This is a genomic window from Pseudomonas sp. IPO3774, assembly GCF_013386835.1.
Classification (GTDB): Bacteria; Pseudomonadota; Gammaproteobacteria; order Pseudomonadales; family Pseudomonadaceae; genus Aquipseudomonas.
In genome coordinates this window covers 279-19785 of sequence record NZ_JACAQY010000006.1, presented here as the reverse complement: position 1 = coordinate 19785, position 19507 = coordinate 279, and the positions used below count along the sequence as shown (strand labels likewise).

Below are 19507 nucleotides of genomic sequence, written 5' to 3'. Positions count from 1 at the left end.
GCATTATCACTAAGCCTACAGATAAAACCAGCCGCCCTTTCAGATAGGAGTGACTGGATGTTTCTTATTCTATAATCCGTAACCTTTGTAGGGCGAATCTGGTTTTTTAGTAAGGATTACTGAACATATGCTGTTTTCATACCGAGGTGCCCTGCGTGCCGGGCTGATGTACCTGCTGGTTTCGATTGTGTGGATTCAGCTCAGCCATCAGGTATTGATCAACTTTATCGATGAACCCGTGGAGCTGGGCCGCTGGCTTCAGATACGCGGTTACCTGTGGGTCAGCCTCAGTGCCCTGGCGATCTACCTGCTCTGCGCACACTTTGCCCGGGCGAACCTGATCCAGCAGCCACTGAAGGAAAACCGCGAGCGCCTGCGCCAGGCCGCCGCCGTGTTCGATTGCACCCGCGAAGGGGTGCTGGTCACCGATGCCCAGGGGCTGATTGTTCACGTCAACCGGGCCTTTATCGAAATCACCGGCTACCAGTGCGAAGACGTGCTGGGGCACCAGCCGAGCCTGTTCAAGTCCGGGCGCCACTCGGCCAGTTTCTACCAGGCGATGTTCGAGACGCTGGAACGTGACGGTGAATGGAGCGGTGAAATCTGGAACCGCCGTAAAAGCGGCGAAATCTACCCACAGTGGCAGACCATCCGGGTGATCCGTGATGAGCAGGGCCATATCAGCCACTACGTCGCGGTGTTCTCCGATATCAGCGCCATCAAGCACTCCGAGAGCGAGTTGGCGCACCTGGCCCATCACGACCCGCTGACCGACCTGCCCAACCGCCTGCTGTTCACCGACCGTGCCGAACAGGCCCTGGCCTCCGCGCAGATCCATAAACGTGGCTGCGCCTTGCTGCTGCTCGACCTCGACCATTTCAAGATCATCAACGACAGCCTCGGCCATAACGTCGGCGACCAGTTGCTCAAGGCCGTCGGCGAGCGCCTGCAAGGCCTGTTCGGCCCCGGCGTGACCCTGGCGCGCCTGGGCGGTGACGAGTTCGCGGTGCTGGCGGAAAGTTGTCCACAGGTGGGCCAGGCCGCCGCCCTGGCGCAACGTATTCTCGACGCGATGAAAGAACCGGTCATCTTCGACGGCCATCAACTGTTTATCAGCGTGAGCATCGGGATCAGCCTGTTCCCCAGCGACGCGCTGAGCGCCGAGCAACTGCTGCGCAACGCCGACTCCGCGTTGTTCAAGGCCAAGAGCGCCGGCCGCGAAGGCTACGCCTTGTACACCGAAGAGCTTACCGCCCACGCCCAGCACCGCGTGGAAATGGCCGGTGAACTGCGCCGCGCCCTGGATCAGCAGGAGCTGCGGGTTTACTACCAGCCAGTGCACGACCTGCAAGACAGCCGAATGATCGGCGTCGAAGCCCTGGTGCGCTGGCAGCACCCGGAGCGCGGGCTGGTGCCGCCGGGGGAATTCATCCCGATTGCCGAGCGCACCGGGCTGATTGCCGACATCGACGCCTGGGTCATGGACCAGGCCTGTCGCCAGATGTGCCAGTGGCTGGCAGACGGTGCACCGTTGACGTTTCTCGCGGTGAATGTGTCCAGCCGCCTGTTTGCCCGGCGTGAGCTGTATGAGCAAGTAGCCAAGGTGCTGCACGACACGGGGCTGGATCCGGCGCTTTTAGAGCTGGAAGTCACCGAAAGCGCGGTGATGGAAGACCCGGAAGTCGCCCTTGAGCAAATGCATCGCCTGCGTGAGCTCGGCTTGCGCCTGGCCATCGACGACTTTGGCACCGGTTATTCATCGCTGCTGCGGCTCAAGCGCTTGCCGGTGCAGAAGCTCAAGATCGACCAGGGTTTTGTCGCCGGGTTGCCATGGGATGAGGACGATGCGGCGATCGTGCGGGTAGTGATCGCGTTGGCGCAGAGCATGGGCATGCAGGTGCATGCCGAAGGTATCGAGCAGGTTGAGCAGGCGCGGTTTCTATTGGAACAGCGCTGTGACCTGGGCCAGGGGTACTGGTTTGGTCGGCCGATGCCGGCCAGTGAGCTGGATTGGGCGAGGGCGCCGACCATTCGTTAACCACCGCCTGTCCTGATTTCAAACAGGGCCAAAATGTGGGAGCGGGCTTGCTCGCGAAGGCGGTGGGTCAGTCAGCAAATCTGTCACTGACCCACCGCCTTCGCGAGCAAGCCCGCTCCCACATTTGGATCTCCACACGGCTTTATTTCACGGGTCGTCCCGCCAAACCCCTCGCAACCCCTCGTCCCATCAGAAAATTCTTTCTGGTTATATAAACATTCTTAAATAGTATTTTTAAGAATATCCGCGCTTATCTACTATCGCCCTCACGCCGCAAGCAGTGCCGCCACTGCGAGGCACTTCTCATTTCAGGAGCACGACCATGAGCGCATCTCTACGTAGCGTTGACGGCCAGGACGAAGCAGCCATTTTGCGCGAGATCCAGAGCGCCCTGCGCGATCTGCGGTTTGGCGCGGTGGAAATCACTGTGCACAACGCCCAGGTAGTACAAATCGAACGCAAAGAGAAATTCCGTTTGCAGAACCCGGGCAACAAACCGAGCTGAGCAACACCGGCGATTCGATTGCAAGACCCGCAACTATAAGAAAAAAGCCAACACCCAAGAATTTCAGGAGCCTTCTATGTCGTCGATTCGCCGTTATGCCCTGGCAGCACTGGCCAGTGCCGTGTTTGCCGGTTCCGCTGTTGCCAAGGATTACGAACTGCTCAACGTGTCTTACGACCCCACCCGCGAGCTCTACCAGGACTACAACGCTGAATTCACCAGCTTCTGGAAGCAGTCGCACCCGGGTGACAACGTCAAGATCCAGCAATCCCACGGTGGTTCGGGCAAGCAGGGCCGCGCGGTAATCGACGGCCTGCGCGCCGACGTCGTGACCCTGGCCCTGGCCGGCGACATCGACGAAATCGCAAAACTGGGCAAGACCCTGCCGGAAAACTGGCAAACCCGCCTGCCGGACGCCAGCACCCCGTACACCTCGACCATCGTGTTCCTGGTACGCAAGGGCAACCCTAAAGGCATCAAGGATTGGGGCGACCTGATCAAGAAAGACGTGTCGGTGATCACCCCGAACCCGAAAACCTCCGGCGGCGCCCGCTGGAACTTCCTAGCCGCCTGGGCCTACGGCCTGAAAGCCGGTGGCAGCGAAGCCAAGGCCCAGGAATACGTGAAAGAGCTGTTCAAGCACGTGCCGATCCTCGACACCGGCGCGCGCGGTTCGACCATCACCTTCGTCAACAACGGTCAGGGTGACGTGTTGCTGGCCTGGGAAAACGAAGCCTTCCTGGCCCTGAAGGAAGACGGCGGCGCCGACAAGTTCGACATCGTTGTACCTTCGCTGTCGATCCTCGCCGAGCCGCCAGTGGCCGTGGTCGACAAGAACGCCGAGAAAAAGGGCAATACCGAGATCGCCACCGAGTACCTCAAGCACCTGTACAGCCCGGCTGGCCAGGAGATTGCGGCGAAGAACTTCTACCGCCCACGCGATGAGAAAGTCGCCGCCAAATACGCCCAGCAGTTCCCGAAACTGGACCTGGTGACTATCGACAAAGACTTCGGCGGCTGGAAAACTGCCCAACCGAAATTCTTCAATGACGGTGGCGTGTTCGACCAGATCTACTCGGCGCAGTAAGCAAAATCAAACTGTAGGAGCCAGCTTTCTGTGGGAGCCGGGCTTGCCCGCGATAGCATCACCTCGGTGTAACTGATACACCGAGGTGCCGGCATCGCAGGCAAGCCAGCTCCCACAGAAGCTCGCTCCTACAGTGGTATCTACCCGCTAACCAAGGACTCTTATGTCGCGTCGTATCTCCCCCGTCATACCCGGCTTCGGGCTGACGCTGGGCTACACCGTGGTGTACCTCAGCCTGATCGTACTCATCCCCCTTGCGGCGATGTTTGTACATGCCGCTCAACTCACCTGGGATCAGTTCTGGAACATCATCTCCGCACCGCGTGTGCTGGCGGCGTTGAAACTGAGCTTCGGCACTGCGTTGTATGCCGCGATCATCAACGGCGTGATCGGTACCCTGCTGGCATGGGTACTGGTGCGCTACACCTTCCCCGGGCGCAAGATCATCGATGCGATGATCGACTTGCCGTTCGCCCTGCCCACCGCCGTCGCCGGTATTGCACTCACCGCGCTGTACACGCCCACTGGCCTGGTAGGCCAGTTCGCCGCCGACCTGGGCTTCAAGATCGCCTACACCCCCCTGGGCATCACCCTCGCGCTGACCTTCGTCACGCTGCCATTCGTGGTGCGTACCGTGCAGCCGGTGTTGGCCGATATCCCCCGGGAAATCGAAGAAGCCGCCGCCTGTCTCGGCGCCAAGCCCCTGCAAGTGTTCCGCTACATCCTGGTACCGGCGCTGCTGCCTGCCTGGTTGACCGGCTTCGCCTTGGCGTTTGCACGAGGTGTCGGTGAGTACGGTTCGGTGATCTTCATCGCCGGCAACATGCCGATGAAAACCGAGATCCTGCCGCTGCTGATCATGGTCAAGCTCGACCAATACGACTACCACGGCGCCACGTCCATCGGTGTGCTGATGCTGGTGGTTTCCTTTGTCCTGCTGCTGCTGATCAACTTGCTGCAGCGGCGCATCGAACACCCATAAGGAGGCGCGGAACATGTCCCAATCGTCTATTTCCGCCGCGTCCTCGGCCAACGCTGCCCGTCGTGGCAGTGCGGTGTCCCGACGCATCCTGATCAGCCTTGGCTGGCTGGTGTTCTTCCTGTTTTTGTTGCTGCCGCTGTTTATCGTGGTGTCCCAGGGCCTGAAGAATGGCCTGGGTGCGTTCTTCACCGCGATCCTTGAGCCGGACGCGCTGTCGGCATTGAAACTCACGGTGATCGCCGTGGTGATTTCGGTACCGCTCAACGTGGTGTTCGGCGTCAGCGCCGCCTGGTGCGTGAGCAAGTACTCGTTCCGTGGCAAAAGTATCCTGGTGACCCTGATCGACCTGCCGTTCTCGGTATCGCCGGTGATCGCCGGCCTGGTCTACGTGTTGATGTTCGGCGCCCAGGGCTTCTTTGGCCCGTGGCTGCAAGACCATGACATCCAGATCGTGTTCGCCTTGCCGGGCATCGTGCTAGCGACCATCTTCGTCACCGTGCCGTTCGTGGCCCGTGAGCTGATCCCGCTGATGCAGGAGCAGGGCACCCAGGAAGAAGAGGCCGCGCGCCTGCTGGGCGCCAACGGCTGGCAGATGTTCTGGCATGTCACCGTGCCGAACATCAAGTGGGGCCTGATCTACGGCGTGGTGCTGTGTACCGCGCGGGCCATGGGTGAGTTCGGTGCGGTGTCGGTGGTGTCCGGCCACATTCGCGGCGTGACCAACACCTTGCCGCTGCACGTCGAGATCCTCTACAACGAATACAACCACGTCGCCGCGTTTGCCGTCGCGAGCCTGTTGCTGATCCTGGCGCTCTTCATCCTGCTGCTCAAGCAGTGGAGCGAGAACCGTATCAACCGCCTGCGCAAAAGTGCTGGTGAGGAATAAGTCATGTCGATCGAAGTCCGTAATGTCAGCAAGAATTTCAACGCCTTCAAGGCCCTGAACAGCATCAATCTGGACATCCAGAGTGGCGAGCTGGTGGCGTTGCTGGGCCCGTCCGGCTGCGGCAAGACCACCCTGCTGCGGATCATCGCCGGTCTCGAAACCCCGGATGCCGGCAACATCGTGTTCCATGGTGAAGACGTCTCCGGCCACGACGTGCGTGATCGCAACGTCGGCTTTGTGTTCCAGCACTACGCGCTGTTCCGCCACATGACCGTGTTCGACAACGTCGCGTTCGGCCTGCGGATGAAACCGAAAAACCAGCGCCCCACCGAAAGCCAGATCGCCGTGAAAGTCCACGAGCTGCTGAACATGGTGCAGCTCGATTGGCTGTCGGATCGCTACCCGGAACAACTCTCCGGCGGCCAGCGCCAGCGTATCGCCCTGGCGCGCGCCCTGGCGGTAGAGCCGAAAGTGCTGCTGCTGGATGAACCCTTCGGCGCCCTCGATGCCAAGGTCCGTAAAGAACTGCGCCGCTGGCTGGCGCGCCTGCACGAAGACATCAACCTGACGTCGGTGTTCGTGACCCACGACCAGGAAGAAGCCATGGAAGTGGCGGACCGCATCGTGGTGATGAACAAGGGCGTGATCGAGCAGATTGGCTCACCGGGCGAAGTCTACGAAAACCCGGCCAGTGATTTTGTTTATCACTTCCTCGGCGACTCCAACCGCCTGCATTTGGGTGAAGACAAGCACGTGCTGTTCCGCCCGCATGAAGTGTCGCTGTCGCGCCATGAACTGGAAGACCACCACGCGGCTGAAGTGCGTGATATTCGCCCGCTTGGCGCGACCACCCGGGTGACCCTGAAGGTCGAAGGCCAGAGCGAGTTGATCGAGGCTGAAGTGGTGAAAGACCACGACAGCCTGACCGGCCTGGCGCGGGGCGAGACGTTGTTCTTCAAGCCCAAGGTCTGGCAAAAAGCCTAAAAGCGCCGCAAAACCCATGTGGGAGCGGGCTTGCTCGCGAATGCGGTGGTTCAGTCGGTACATCCGGTGACTGACACTCCGCTTTCGCGAGCAAGCCCGCTCCCACATTTGGATCTCCAGTGTTGCTCAGGCCGTGGCGTTCTTGTGCCGCACGGCCACGGGCCCCGAGCGCTCTTCAATCTGCCGCTTCAGCTCATGCCGCAGCCCCACCAGGAACGCCAACTCCGCCACCACGAACAACGGCCCCACGATCAACCCGGACACGTCATCGACAAACGCCGGCTTGCGCCCCTCGTAGTAATGCCCCACAAACTGGATCACCCAGCCCACCACGAACATGCCGATGCCGCTGCTCAGCCACACCAGCGTGCTTTGCGCCGCCAGCACATGCCCGGCCCACACTGACAGGCCCATCAGCACCGTCATCAGCACGCCGAGCGCCAGTTCCAGGCGCAGGTAGAACCATGCCGAAAGCAGCGCCACTACCACCGCGGGCGACAGCCACAGCCCGGCCACCGTCCATTCGGGGCGTGACAGCAGCACGGCCACGGCCACGACGATCAGCGGGATGCCGATAAAGTGGCTGGCGATATTGCGCGGGTCGCGGTGGTAGGCGGCGTATTGACTGAGATGGTCGACGAGGCTTTTCATTGTTGTTCCTCCTGTAGGATGTTTGATCATGCCCTGTAGGCCCACGACACACTGTCAACTGGCCGACAATCTTCGGAGTTCGCATGGATGTAGAGAAATGGCACTCACGGCTGGCCACCGGTCACTGGTACAGCCATCTGCCTGCTGATCTACAGAATAGCTTGCTGGCCAGCGCCCGGTTGCGGCAGCTGACGGCGGGGCAATACCTGTTCAAACGCGGCGATCCGCCGTGTGGGTTGTATGCGGTGCTGGAAGGTTCCCTGCGTATCAGCGCGGTGAACGAGCAGGGCAAGGAGGCAGTGTTGAGCCTGGCGGAATTACCGTACTGGTTCGGCGAGATCTCCCTGTTCGACGGGTTGCCCCGCACCCACGACGCTTGCGCGGTCGGGCCTTGTACGTTGTTGCAGGTGCCGCAGCCGGCGTTGCTGCACATTCTTGAACAGACTCCGCGTTACTGGCGCGACATGGCCCTGTTGATGAGCCAGAAGCTGCGCCTGACCTTTATCAATATCGAGCAATTGAGCCTGATGCCGGCGTCGGTGCGGGTGGCGCACCGCTTGCTGATGATCGCCGAGGGCTATGGCGACATCGAGCAGGCCCGGCAGGTGCTGCAACTGCCCCAGGAAGACCTGGCCGCGATGCTGAGCCTGTCGCGCCAGACCACCAATGCGTTGCTCAAGGACCTGCAAGGCCAGGGCATCGTGCGCCTGGGCTATGGCGAGATCGAAATCCTCGACCCGCAACGTTTGCGCGAGGCGGCGCATGCCTGAGGGTGGTAGCCTGCGTTCACGATTATTCGAGGTGTGTTATGCGCGTCCTGCTAGTGGAACACGAGTCAGAGGCGGCCGAGGCGATGGGCCGCAGTCTTGAAGAGGCCAGCTACACGGTGGAGGTGGCGGCCAATGGCATGGCGGCCCTGCGCTTTGTGGAAAGCACCGAATACGACCTGGTGATCCTGGATGTGATGCTGCCGGGGCTGAATGCCTGGAAGCTGCAGCAGGCGATCCGGTTGAAGGGTGAGACGCCGATGTTGTTTTTGACCACGCCTGACGGGATTGAAGATCGGCTGCGTGGGCTGGAATTGCATGAGGATGATTATCTGCTCAAGCCCTTTGAGGCCCGGGCCTTGGTGGCGCGGGTGAAGAAGGTGTTGCGGCGGGACCGGGGGCGCTGACTGCCACTGGCTTTTGTGGTGTTTGATCGACCGCTTTCGCGAGCAAGCCCGCTCCCACATTTGACCGAGTACATCCTTTGGAATGTGGTCAAATGTGGGAGCGGGCTTGCTCGCGAAGAGGCCCTCGCAGCCGCCGCAACTCCAGCTACCTCAACCCATCCCGAAACTGCCCCGGCGTGATCCCGGTCCAGCGCTTGAACGCCCGGTTGAAGCTGCTGGTATCGGCAAACCCCAGCAAATGACTGATCTCCGCCAGCGAACACTCGGGGTCCCGCAGATGCAGCAGCGCGAGGTTCTCCCGGCATTCGTTCAGCAGCGCATCAAACCGGCAGCCCTCATCCGCCAGATGCCGCTGCAAGCTGCGCAAACTCAGATGCAACGCCTGGGCGATGCGCTCGGCGCTCGGCTCACCGTCAGGCAACTGCGCCTCAATGGCCGAACGCACCTTGCGTTCCCAGGTCAGCGGCCGCAGTTGCGCCAGGGTGCGCTTGAGCACGGTTTCATTGTGCTCGGCCAACTCGGGGTTGGCATCGTCCAGGTGGCTGTCAAAGTCCCGGGCCGCAAATTCCAGACGGTCTTCCTCGGCGGCAAAAAACACCGGCGCGCGAAATACCGTGTGCCACGGCTTGGGATCAGCCGGCTCGGGCCGCCGCAGGTACACCGCCAGCGGCGCGTACTCCCGGCCCAGGCGATTGCGGCAGGTGCGCACGTAAATCGCGGCGAACGCATCAATCGCCTCAAACGCGGGTGCGGGTGTACCGGCGGGCTGTTGCAGGCGAAAGCGGTAACGTTCGCCCTCCCGGCTAAGCTCCAGGCTCAGTGCGTCGCTGACCACCTGGTGATAGCGCACGATCCGCTCGAACACTTCCCGCAGGCTGCCGCTGGCCACCAGCGCATAACCCAGCGCGTGAAAGGTGGTGGGGCTGACAAACCGCGACACCCGCAAGCCAATCGCCGGGTCGCCGCTGGCCTGTACCGCCAGTTCCCACAGGCGCGTGGTGGCCGATAGCGGGTAGCGCGCGTTCGGATCTTCCATCAACTGCGGGTCGAGCCCGGCCTGGGCGCACAGCGCGGCGCTGTCGAGGCCCAGGGCGTCGAGCTGCTTGCGCAGGGCGCGGGTCCAGCTGGCGAGAGAGGTGGGTTCGGTCATGTTGATTGGCGCTTGCGGTCAACAGGTTGGCGTGTGGGGCTAGCGTCCCGCCAGATCGCATAGGGCAGGATGTACGCATCAATAAGACAGAGGATGGAAGCATGGACGGTACTTCTGCAAGCCCCCGGCAGATGAACGCACAACAGCGTTCAGCGCATATTCGTGAAGTGGTGCTGGCCGAGGGGCTGTTATTGCGCCAGCGCCACCCCTGGCTGCTGCATCAGGATGCGTTGGGCGCGGGCATCCTGGCCTTTGCCCTGGTGGGCATGCTGGGTTCGGCGGCGCTGTATATCACCGGGCACATGGCGTGGTGGGTGTGCCTGCTGCTCAACGCATTCCTCGCGTCATTGACCCACGAACTGGAACACGACCTGATCCACAGCATGTACTTTCGCAAGCAGCGCCTGCCCCACAACCTGATGATGGGCCTGGTGTGGCTGGCGCGGCCCAGCACCATCAACCCTTGGGTACGGCGCCATATCCACCTCAATCACCACAAGGTTTCCGGCAGCGAAACCGACATCGAAGAGCGCGCGATCACCAACGGTGAACCGTGGGGCCTGGCACGTTTGCTGATGGTCGGCGACAACATCATGTCGGCACTGATCCGGGTGCTGCGCGCACCGTCCTGGAAGCACAAGCTGGGCATTCTCAAGCGCACGGCGCTGGTCTACGCACCGCTGGCGCTGCTGCATTGGGGCGCGTGGTATGTGTTCCTCGGCTTTCATGCCGCCAATGGCATCGCCAGCCTGCTGGGCGCGCCAATCGACTGGTCAGCCAACACCCTGGCAGTGATGCACATCATCGACATCGCCGCCGTGGTGATCATCGGGCCCAACGTGCTGCGCACCTTCTGCCTGCATTTTGTCAGCTCCAACATGCACTACTACGGTGACATCGAGCCGGGCAACGTGATCCAGCAAACCCAGGTGCTCAACCCGTGGTGGCTGTGGCCGTTGCAAGCGTTCTGCTTCAACTTCGGCAGCACCCACGGGATTCATCACTTTGTGGTCAAGGAGCCGTTCTACATCCGCCAGATGACGGTGAAAACGGCGCACAAGGTGATGGCGGAGATGGGCGTGCGCTTCAACGATTTCGGCACGTTTGCCCGGGCCAATCGGTTTGCGCGCCAGGAGGGACGGCTGAGCGAACTCAACCCGGTGGAAAGGACAGCGATCTGAGCAAGCGTCCCGGTCACCCTGGGGTGACCGGGTGCGATTTACTGAATGGCCTGGTAGAAGTTCACCTGTGCTTCATCCAGGTACGCGAGGATTTTCGCCGGCAGGCGCTCGGTGGGTTTCGCCGGGCCGAAGGCTTTGTAGAGCGTTTCGAAATGCGCGTGCAGGTCCGCGACGCTTTCCCACTGTTCGTTGAGAAAGAACCGGTTGGGGTTCTCTTCATCCTTATGCCATTGATAGACCACGGCCTTGTCGTGCTGGTGGGTGAGCTTTTGTGAAACGGCCGCTACATCACGATAGAACTCGGCCTGTTTGCCTTCTTTGATGGTGCCGCTGAAAACCAGGTAGAGCATGTTGGAATCCTCGGTTTGGGGAGATTGCAGAACATCTGCATCGCCAAACTAGCCTCAGTGAGCAGGCCCTTGTAGCCAGCACGCCGCGAATTCAGAATTCGTAAAAGGCCTCGGAATCGAACGGCCGTCTTTGCCCGGTCAGGCCCATGCGTTGCAACACCAGCGCTACCACCGCAGCGGTAACCCGATGGAACGACAAGTCTGTCACCCCTAGTCGAACGACGCGTGGGCCGCTCGCGAGATTTGTTCTGCCTGCAGCTTGGTGAGTCACCGTCATGATTTTTTCCCTATGCTAAAAATCGCCCTGGAACTCGGCGATCATGAACTCGACGAAAGCCCGAGCCTTGGATGAGATCAACCGCGCGCTGGGGTAGATCGCCCAGATATCCCGGGTTTGCTCCAGGACACAGGACGGCATGATTTCCACCAATGCGCCGCTTTCCAGTAAGGGCCTGACGTTCCACTGTGAAACAGAGACGATGCCGAGCCCACCCTCCGCGGCAAGCCGTGCGCTTTCACCGCAATTGACTCTGAGCGAACCACTGATTGCCGTGACTTTGTGTGACTGGGCACCCACGAAACGCCAATGGTCCTCGTCGCCCAGCAGGATGCAGGAATGATTGACCAGCTCCGCAGGTGAAGTCGGTTCGCCATGCGCCTGGAGGTAGGCGGGTGCCGCACACAGGATGCGTCGGTCGCAGCCGAGCTTGCGCGCCACCAGGGATGAGTCCTTCAGGGCGGCGATGCGGATTGCCACATCAATCCCGATCTCGGTCAGGTCCTGCATTTGATCGGACAGTATCAGGTCGATCTTCAGCTTCGGGTTGGCGTGCAGGAACCGGGTAATGGCCGGCATCAGGCACATCCGCGCGAAGGACCCGGGGGCGGATACTCTTAACACCCGCTTGGCCACGTCCTTGCCTTTCACCGCGACCAGATAGGCCTCGTCCACGGCTGCCAGCACCCGGATTGCATGGGGCAGAAACAGCGCACCGTCTTCGGTCAGGCTGACCTGGCGAGTGGTGCGATGCAGCAGGCGCATGCCCAGGTATTCTTCAAGCTTCGCCAGTTTGTGGCTGGCCACCGAGGGCGCGAGTCCCAGCTCCCTGCCGGCTGCGGTGATATTGCCCAGCTCTGTTGATCGCATGAACAGGTTCAACGCATCAATATTCATGCTTCGGCGCCGCTAGTGTGTGGGCGCCGGCGCGGCATCGATCTTCACGCGCAGCAGGCTGTAGGGTTTCTGGCGCAAGTCTTTGCCTGCGTGAAAGATGCTTTGGCGGTGCAGCTGATTGGCGATGAAGTACAGGTAGCCATCAGGACCGATTGACAGTGTGTCGGGCCAAAGCACACGCGGATCATGGACGATGGTCTGCCATTGCCCGTTCGCCAGCCGTTTGCGCACGCTGTTGTTTTCGTAGTCGCCGGCATACACGGCCCCCGAGGCGTCGGCTTCAAGCCCGTCCGAGGCGCCTTTTTCCCCGAGGTCTTTGACCGCCATTTCGAGCCGTGCTTCGCTGACTGTCTCGTCACGCAGCAGTGCCGTGGGGATGGCGTACAGGTGCCGACTCGACAGCGGGCAGAAATACAAGGTCTGCCCATCAGCCGACAGGGCGATGCCGTCCGAAGCCACGGCAAAAGGCTGGGTGCCGCCTTTGGCATCCCGCACTTTCAGGACCTGGCCTTCGACCGTGGGTACGAAGTTCGGGTCGACCGAGGTCGAGGGTGCACCACTGAGCCGGCGTATGGCCGTGCCACTGGCGATGTCCATGACGATGATCGCGCCCGGGCCGGTAAGTGAAGAGTCGGTGATATAGATCACGCCTTGGTCACCCACGCGAAAATCAAAGCGCATGTCGTTGACGTAGGTGCCGGGCAGCATGACGTTTTTCGGGAATACGAGGGTCTTGACCACCTTGTTGGTGGCGAGCTCAACTGCGACGAGCTTGGCACCACCTGGCTGTGGAGGCGAGAAGCCAGGCGCCGCGGTGTCCAGTATCCAGAGGCGTCCGCGCCCGTCGGCCACCACGCTTTGTACGCTGATAAACCCTTTGGCCGGGTCTTTGGGGTTGGCCTGATTTATCGCCTGGTCAGGGTAGGGTACGACTTTGCCGTCGCGCAATTCTGCGACGGTAAACGGCACCTCGTCGCCCCAGCGAGGAAAGTTGACAAAGATGCGTCCGGTCTCGGTAACGCTCACGCCGGTGGGCATGGCATCGTGGAAGGCGTGCACCTGCTCGATGGCGCCAACGCTCTGATCGGCGGGCAGGTTCGCCGGCATGGAAGCCTGGGCGGCGGTGCCGGTGAGGGCCGCTGCCAAGGCAAGGGCAGTCCAACTGATTGGGTATTTCAAGTACATGGCAGGGCTCCAGGTTTTTCTGTTCTGGAGCCAATGGTGTCGGTTCCCGGCAGGCGAAAAAACCCGCTGATTGCCGATAACAGTTTCATTGAAATCAAGAGAATGGGCTGTCGCGCGCAAGCCTGGTTTTTAATTGCGGGCGAGCAAGCTTGCTTCAGCAGAGGGGGTATCCACGGTGATCAGGGTTTCGATCATCGCCTTCGCCGCCGGCGACAAGCGAAACCCGGTACGGCTGATGATCCCGCAGCGGTTGTTCAAACTGTCGAGGCTGTGAGGCACGTTGCGCCAGTGCAACACCGTCAGTGCGCCACGGGCAAAGTCTTCGGCAAACGCATCCTCGGCACCCAGGCCAATCGCGTTGGACTGGTGCACGATGGCTGCCAGCGCCGCAAACTGCTCCAGTTCGATAGCGGGAGAAAAGTCGACACGCCCGCTCAGGTTGGCCAGTAGCTTGCGTACCCCGGGAGCGATCAGCGGTGTGGCCAGCGGGTAGTCAAACAAGTCGTTGGTCGAGAGGCTGTCCTTGGCCAGTAACGGGTGCCCGGCGCGGCAGAAAAATACATTGCGCCGGGGTGTCAGGGCCTGGGTCTGGAAATTCGGATCGGCCTCGAAGTGGCGCACATCGGCGATGAAGAATTCGATCTCTTCGCGACTCAAACTGCGTCCGAGTTTTTCCCAGTTATCCACATGCAAACCGCTGCGTACTCGTGGATGAGCGCCGACAAACCTTGCGATCGCTCCAGGCACCAGGTTCACCGCCGCCACGGCATCGCAGCCAAAGCGCAATTCGCCGGCGTCGAGCTTGGTCATGCGGGTGACTTCGTGGCTCAGCCGCGCCGCGCCCTGAACGAGCGACAAGGCATGTTGCAACACCACCTGGCCCTCGGGAGTGGGGCGCAGGTCTTTGTGGGCGCGGTCCACCAGCACACAGCCAAACTCCTGTTCCAGGCTTTGGATGCTGCGGCTGAACGCCGGCTGGGTAATGCCCATGGCGTCGGCGGCGCGCACAAAACTGCGGTACTCATTCAGAGCAATGAAGTAGCGCAGTTGGCGAAGGTCCATGGAGTTTTCCGGCGTCCTGAAGGAAACCGCGATTCTAATCGCCTCGCTTATTCCGCAAAAGAATGTTCATTGTTTTATCTAGATTCAAATTGCATATCCATAGAGCCTGTGCGGTAGGTGCCCGGGCTGAACACCCGGGTGAGTATCAGCATCGCCACCACCGTCAGCGTCAGCACCATCCAGGCGCTGACGAAACTGCCAGTCAATTCCCGCAGCCAGCCGGTCAGCCACGGTGATACGGCGTTGATCAAAAAGCCCACGCCCTGGACGAACGCCGCCAGTTGGCCGGCCTCCCGAGGGTCGCGGCGGTGATCCAGGGTCAACAACAGGCTCAGGGCGAAACACGCTCCCAGGCCGAAACCGATCAACGCCACCCACAGGTGGGGGAATTCCAGCGGCGCCGTCAGCAGGCCGATATAGCCCACGGTCTGGGCCAGCAGGCTGATGCTCAGTAACGGTCGACGATCAATGCCACGTTGCGCCAGGGCCGGCATCAGCAGCGCGGCGATTACCTGGAAGATCGTCATGAACGCCAGCAGCGAACCACTGGGCAGTACGCCCCAACCCAACTGCTGGTAGTAGGCCGGCAGCCACGCGACCATGCTCATGTAGCCGCAATTCACCAGGCCGAAATACAGCGCCAGCAACCACGCCCGACGGTTGCGCAGGCCCTGGAACGGCGCCGTCACCTGCGGGTTTTTCGCCGCACCCAATGGCAGCCACGCCCACAACAATAGTGCGCCCAGGGCCGGTAGCAGCCAGATCCCGAGCCCCGCCTGCCACTGCTGGAAATGCCCCGCCACCAACGGGCTGAGCAGCGCGGCCAAGCCACCGCCGCCCATCAGCGAAGCCGAGTAAACCCCCATTGCCAACGGCACGCGCTGGTGAAACTGGCGCTTGATCATCGCCGGCACCAGCGCCTGGATCAGCGCCACACCCGCACCGCCGAACAATGCCGTGGCCAGCAGCGCCGGCGCCTGGCCAAACAGCCAGCGCGCGAGGCACGCCAGCAGAATCATCATCAAACCCAGGGCGATTCCGCGACGCTCCCCCAGCCTTGCCTCCAGGCGCACACCTACCAACGCCACCAGGCCCATGCAAATCACCGGCAGGCTGGTGAGCAGGGCGCTGCTCTGGAAACTCAGGCCGGTGGCCAGACGGATTTCCCCCAGCAACGGGCTGATGGAACTGAGGATCGGTCGCAGGTTCAGGCCCAGCACCACCAGCAAACCCCAACCGGCGAGGCTGCCGGCGAATGAATTATTCAGCGTCATGCAGGGCCTGCCACTCGCGGTAAAGGGCTTGCATCGCTGCCTGCGGCAGGTGCTGCACGGGCAATTTTTGCTCCGCCAGCGGCAGCGCCAGTTGCTGGTAGATCGCTGCTGTGGACAAACCAAAGGGCGCCGCCACGTCGTTGCTGGCAGCGAACACCACACGGGATATGCCGCACAGGTGCATCGCACTCAGGCACATCGGGCAGGGCTGGCCGCTGGCGTAGATCACACAACCGTCGAGGCGTGGGCCGAGTTGTTGGCTGGCGGCACGGATGGCGAGCATCTCGGCGTGGGCGGTGGGGTCCTGGCTCAAGTGGATTTCGTTGACCGCCTCCACCAGCACCTCGCCGTTGCGCACCAGCACGGCACCAAACGGGCGGCCACCGGCGGCTACGTTGGCTTTGGCCAGTTGCACGGCGTGATGCAGATGCTGTTGATCGTCAGTCATGGAAAACCCCTCGTGCGCAATGAGGCGTGAAGTATGGGCAGCCGCAGGGGTATTCTGAAATTAAATATAACCATGCCAATCAGTGGCAAATGGAATGGTGAGCCCATGTTCGATCCCGTGTTGTTGCGCAGCTTTGTTGCCGTCGTCGATTGCGGCAATTTCACCCGCGCGGCCGAGCGGCTGCACTTGACCCAGTCCACGGTCAGCCAACAGATCCGCCGCCTGGAAGATGCACTGGGTAGCCAGGTGCTCGACCGCGATCAGCGCCGCGTGGTGGCCACGGTGGAAGGTGAACGCTTGCTGGCATATGCGCGGCGCATCCTGGCGTTGCACGAAGAGGCGGCCGACGTGCTGATCAATCAGCAGAGCGATGGCGTGTTGCGCCTGGCGGTGCCCGAGGACTTTGCGGCCGAGCGCCTGATGCCGCTGCTGTCGGCGTTTGTGCAGGCTTATCCCCGGGTGCGCCTGGAGGTCACCAGCGGCTTGGGGCCGGAATTGTTGCGGGATTATCGCGGCGGTGAATTCGACGTGCTGCTGGTCAAGCAAATGGGTGACAGCGATGACTGCCTGGTGTCCTGGCCGGAGCCGTTGTGTTGGGTCGACAGCCGCAGTTCGCCGTCCCTGGGACGTGATCCGCTGCCGTTGGTGGCGTTTCCCGCTGGCGGCCTGTACCGCAATGAAATGCTGCATCACCTGGAGGTGGGCGGCTGGCGCTGGCGCATCGGTTATTCCAGCGCCAGCTTGGCCAGCGTGTGTTCGGCGGTGGCGGCGGGACTGGGGATCAGCCTGTTGCCGGTGCGGGTGGTGCAGCCCGGGCACGTGGTGTTGGGCGCGGACAGCGGTTTGCCTGCGGTGCAGGGCGTGCGGCTGGCGCTGTATGGCCGTAACGGCCTTGGCGCGGCCGGGCAGGCGTTGCTACGCCAATTGCAGGATTTGTGTGCCGGTAATCCACGCTGATCCATGCCTTCAGTGAATATTTTGTATGCCTCAAAAGCATTGAGATTTTGCCCCTCGGCGCCAGGCCGCGCAGGACGTGGCTTCGGCGTATCCGGATGTTTCGGTTATTCAATTTAGATCTATCTATAACTTTAAAGATTACTTTAAGAGATAAGCGTCTGCCCCCGATGATTCAGCCCTCGACGGCCGCCAAGGCAGGCCCGTCGGTTTTTTTGCTTAAGACCGCAGGGGAGTTAATCAATGGGCAATGTCCAGACCGCCGCCAGTGCACAAGAGGCGCAGTGGCGCCACGCACCGGGTGGTGAGTTGGTCGACCTTGGCCGGCCGCATCGCGCGCCGTTGGGGCAGTTGCGTACGCAGAAAACCCCGAAGGGTGTGTTGAGTCGGCGTGAAGCGATCCTGTTGGGGATTCTCGCGCTGGCCTTGCATGGCGCGGTGATCTATTGGGTCAGCCAGAAGCCAACCCCGGTGCTGCCGATTGTGCCGCCGGAAATCCCGCCGATGACGATCGAATTTTCCCAGCCGGCACCGCCGGTTGTGGAGCCGCCACCGCCTGTACCGCCACCGCCGCCGCCACCGGTTGTCGAGCCACCGCCGCCGGTGGTTGATGAATTGGCCGCCAAGCCGGCGCCGAAAAAGATTCCGAAACCCAAGCCGTTGCCAAAGCCTGTGCCCAAGCCCGCACCGAAACCGGTAGCCGAGCAGCCGCCCGCGCCGCCTGTACCCGCGCCACCGGCTCCAGCACCGCCGGCACCGCCTGCGCCCGCGCCGGTCACACCGGCCTCGGCCAACGCCGCGTACCTGAAGAACCCGGCGCCGGAATACCCGTCACTGGCCCAGCGCCGGGGTTGGGAAGGCACGGTGCTGTTGCGGGTGCATGTATTGGCCACCGGCAAGCCGGGTGAGATCCAGATTCAGAAAAGCAGTGGTCGCCAGCAACTCGACGAAGCCGCACTGGCTGCCGTGAAGCGCTGGAGTTTTGTACCGGCCAAGCAGGGTGATGTGGCCCAGGACGGCTGGGTCAGCGTACCGATCGATTTCAAGATTCATTAATTATTGGATGCGGTGTGTTGGACACATCGCGACCTGCACAGAGGGAAAACATCATGGCATTAGCATCTCCAACTGAATCCATCGAAAGCGCGGTGATCTGGCTGCTGGTGGTCTTTTCGGTCGCTACCTGGGGCCTGGCCCTGCTCAAGGGCGTCCAGTTCGGCCGCCTCAAGTCCCAGGATCGCAAGTTCCACAAACAGTTTTGGGCGGCATCCAGCCTGGACTCGGCCGCTGAACTCGCTGAAACCAAACCCGGCGCCGCCGCTCGTGTGGCCCAGGCTGGTTACGCCGCGATCCAGGTGGGTGAGGCGCCCCACGCTGCTGACTTGAGCCAGGCGATCAACCATCAGGACCGTCTTGAACGCGCTTTGCGCCAACAGATCGTGCGTGAGCGTCGCTCCCTGGAAACCGGCCTGGCCGTGGTTGCGAGTATCGGCAGCACCTCGCCGTTTATCGGCCTGTTCGGCACTGTGTGGGGGATCATGGAAGCCCTGAAAGGCATCAGCGCCGCCGGTTCCGCCAGCCTCGAAACCGTGGCCGGGCCGATCGGTGCGGCACTGGTTGCCACGGGTGTGGGTATTGCCGTCGCGGTGCCGGCGGTGCTGGTCTACAACTACTTCCTGCGTCGCCTGAAGCTCACGGCTGCGGACCTGGACGACTTCGCCCACGACTTCTACAGCCTGGCGCAGAAGAACTCGTTCCGCGTGCTGCTGCACCCGACGCTGAGCAAGGCCGGTGCCCAGGGTGGCGCGCAAAAAGTGAAGGAGGCGTCCTGAGATGGCCTTCTCCACGCAAGACAGTGATGAGGTGCTGAGCGAGATCAACGTTACGCCGCTGGTGGACGTGATGCTGGTGCTGCTGGTGGTGTTTATCGTCACGGCGCCGTTGTTAACCAATGCGATTCCGATCAACTTGCCCAAGACCGAGGCCGTGGCCCCGGTGGAGCAGAAGGACCCGCTGGTGGTGAGCATTGATGCGGCCGGGAAACTGTTTATTAACAAGGATGAAATCCAGCCAGATTTGCTGGAGTTCAACTTGCAGTCGGCCAAGGCCAAGGACCCGGAGGTGCGGGTGCAACTGCAGGCTGATGATGGAGTGAACTATGGCGAAGTGGCGCGAGCCATGGCGTCGATTGAGCGGGCGGGGATTACCAAGCTTTCGGTGATTACTGCACGTTAGTTTCAAATGCCTCGACAATTTTTTTGGCCGTCTCCTTGGCAGGGTGCGGCCTTTTTTTGCTTTGGGGGGAGTACATATCCGTTATTTAGGTAACGGCGGCTTATGGTTCCGCTCTTACAGCGGGTCACTTTTGGCAAACGCCCCAAAAGTAACCAAAAGGTCTTTGCCCCACCACTCGGTGCCTCGC

General features: G+C 61.5%; 21 protein-coding genes. 13 read left to right on the top strand and 8 right to left on the bottom strand.

The window, feature by feature from the left end; translation table 11 throughout:
- Positions 1-127 precede the first annotated feature (127 nt).
- The 6 genes from dibA to HYE77_RS02715 all read left to right on the top strand — a co-directional run bounded on the left by dibA (position 128) and on the right by HYE77_RS02715 (position 6482).
- Entirely contained in the window at positions 128-2038 is a 1911-nt protein-coding gene (gene dibA, locus HYE77_RS02740) for a phosphodiesterase DibA (protein ID WP_177040712.1), read from the top strand.
- A gap of 322 nt (positions 2039-2360) precedes the next feature.
- The gene (gene oscA, locus HYE77_RS02735) at positions 2361-2543 is read left to right on the top strand and encodes a sulfur starvation response protein OscA (protein ID WP_003170956.1); all 183 of its coding nucleotides are present in this window, start codon (positions 2361-2363) and stop codon (positions 2541-2543) included.
- Positions 2544-2619: 76 nt separating this feature from the next.
- Positions 2620-3630 carry a sulfate ABC transporter substrate-binding protein gene (locus HYE77_RS02730; protein ID WP_003218143.1) on the top strand — a complete coding sequence of 337 codons (1011 nt, stop codon included), beginning with the start codon at positions 2620-2622 and terminating at the stop codon, positions 3628-3630.
- 163 nt (positions 3631-3793) lie between these two features.
- Entirely contained in the window at positions 3794-4612 is an 819-nt protein-coding gene (gene cysT / locus HYE77_RS02725) for a sulfate ABC transporter permease subunit CysT (protein WP_003218141.1), read from the top strand.
- Positions 4613-4625: 13 nt separating this feature from the next.
- Positions 4626-5498, top strand: a complete 873-nt coding sequence (cysW, locus tag HYE77_RS02720; protein ID WP_003218139.1) for a sulfate ABC transporter permease subunit CysW — start codon at positions 4626-4628, stop codon at positions 5496-5498.
- A gap of 3 nt (positions 5499-5501) precedes the next feature.
- On the top strand, positions 5502-6482 hold the full coding sequence (locus HYE77_RS02715) for a sulfate/molybdate ABC transporter ATP-binding protein (RefSeq protein WP_003218138.1): 981 nt from the start codon (positions 5502-5504) through the stop codon (positions 6480-6482).
- A gap of 126 nt (positions 6483-6608) precedes the next feature.
- Here the strand turns inward: HYE77_RS02715 and HYE77_RS02710 are convergent, their stop codons facing one another.
- Positions 6609-7133 (bottom strand): DUF962 domain-containing protein, encoded by a 525-nt coding sequence (locus tag HYE77_RS02710; RefSeq protein WP_102367872.1) that lies wholly within the window; start codon positions 7131-7133, stop codon positions 6609-6611.
- 83 nt (positions 7134-7216) lie between these two features.
- On the opposite strand from HYE77_RS02710, the gene HYE77_RS02705 reads away from it, so the two are divergent.
- Both HYE77_RS02705 and HYE77_RS02700 read left to right on the top strand, forming a co-directional pair.
- Entirely contained in the window at positions 7217-7903 is a 687-nt protein-coding gene (locus HYE77_RS02705; RefSeq protein ID WP_177068370.1) for a Crp/Fnr family transcriptional regulator, read from the top strand.
- A 38-nt stretch (positions 7904-7941) separates the two neighbouring features.
- Entirely contained in the window at positions 7942-8307 is a 366-nt protein-coding gene (locus HYE77_RS02700; protein ID WP_003218132.1) for a response regulator, read from the top strand.
- Between the two features lie 145 nt (positions 8308-8452).
- Here HYE77_RS02700 and HYE77_RS02695 read toward each other — a convergent pair whose 3' ends face one another.
- Complete coding sequence (locus HYE77_RS02695) at positions 8453-9457, bottom strand: AraC family transcriptional regulator (protein ID WP_087693638.1); 1005 nt, start codon at positions 9455-9457, stop codon at positions 8453-8455.
- Between the two features lie 101 nt (positions 9458-9558).
- On the opposite strand from HYE77_RS02695, the gene HYE77_RS02690 reads away from it, so the two are divergent.
- Complete coding sequence (locus HYE77_RS02690; protein WP_023659329.1) at positions 9559-10638, top strand: fatty acid desaturase; 1080 nt, start codon at positions 9559-9561, stop codon at positions 10636-10638.
- A gap of 38 nt (positions 10639-10676) precedes the next feature.
- Here HYE77_RS02690 and HYE77_RS02685 read toward each other — a convergent pair whose 3' ends face one another.
- From HYE77_RS02685 to HYE77_RS02660, 6 genes are all read right to left on the bottom strand, one after another.
- Positions 10677-10988, bottom strand: coding sequence for a putative quinol monooxygenase (locus HYE77_RS02685; RefSeq protein WP_003218128.1), 312 nt, complete (start codon positions 10986-10988; stop codon positions 10677-10679).
- Between the two features lie 292 nt (positions 10989-11280).
- Positions 11281-12162, bottom strand: a complete 882-nt coding sequence (locus HYE77_RS02680) for a LysR family transcriptional regulator (RefSeq protein WP_177068369.1) — start codon at positions 12160-12162, stop codon at positions 11281-11283.
- Positions 12163-12174: 12 nt separating this feature from the next.
- On the bottom strand, positions 12175-13347 hold the full coding sequence (locus HYE77_RS02675) for an L-dopachrome tautomerase-related protein (protein WP_003218125.1): 1173 nt from the start codon (positions 13345-13347) through the stop codon (positions 12175-12177).
- 129 nt (positions 13348-13476) lie between these two features.
- Positions 13477-14409, bottom strand: a complete 933-nt coding sequence (locus HYE77_RS02670; RefSeq protein WP_003218124.1) for a LysR family transcriptional regulator — start codon at positions 14407-14409, stop codon at positions 13477-13479.
- A 74-nt stretch (positions 14410-14483) separates the two neighbouring features.
- Positions 14484-15683, bottom strand: a complete 1200-nt coding sequence (locus tag HYE77_RS02665; RefSeq protein ID WP_177068368.1) for a CynX/NimT family MFS transporter — start codon at positions 15681-15683, stop codon at positions 14484-14486.
- Entirely contained in the window at positions 15670-16131 is a 462-nt protein-coding gene (locus HYE77_RS02660) for a nucleoside deaminase (protein ID WP_087693642.1), read from the bottom strand. The genes HYE77_RS02665 and HYE77_RS02660 overlap by 14 nt, the downstream gene beginning before the upstream one ends.
- A 105-nt stretch (positions 16132-16236) precedes the next feature.
- On the opposite strand from HYE77_RS02660, the gene HYE77_RS02655 reads away from it, so the two are divergent.
- From HYE77_RS02655 to HYE77_RS02640, 4 genes are all read left to right on the top strand, one after another.
- Positions 16237-17088: a LysR family transcriptional regulator gene (locus tag HYE77_RS02655; RefSeq protein WP_008433713.1), complete on the top strand. Its 852-nt coding sequence runs from the start codon at positions 16237-16239 to the stop codon at positions 17086-17088.
- 240 nt (positions 17089-17328) lie between these two features.
- On the top strand, positions 17329-18141 hold the full coding sequence (locus tag HYE77_RS02650) for an energy transducer TonB (protein WP_177068367.1): 813 nt from the start codon (positions 17329-17331) through the stop codon (positions 18139-18141).
- A 50-nt stretch (positions 18142-18191) separates the two neighbouring features.
- Positions 18192-18917 carry a MotA/TolQ/ExbB proton channel family protein gene (locus HYE77_RS02645; protein ID WP_085984637.1) on the top strand — a complete coding sequence of 242 codons (726 nt, stop codon included), beginning with the start codon at positions 18192-18194 and terminating at the stop codon, positions 18915-18917.
- A gap of 1 nt (position 18918) precedes the next feature.
- On the top strand, positions 18919-19320 hold the full coding sequence (locus HYE77_RS02640; RefSeq protein ID WP_017478080.1) for a biopolymer transporter ExbD: 402 nt from the start codon (positions 18919-18921) through the stop codon (positions 19318-19320).
- Positions 19321-19507 lie beyond the last annotated feature (187 nt).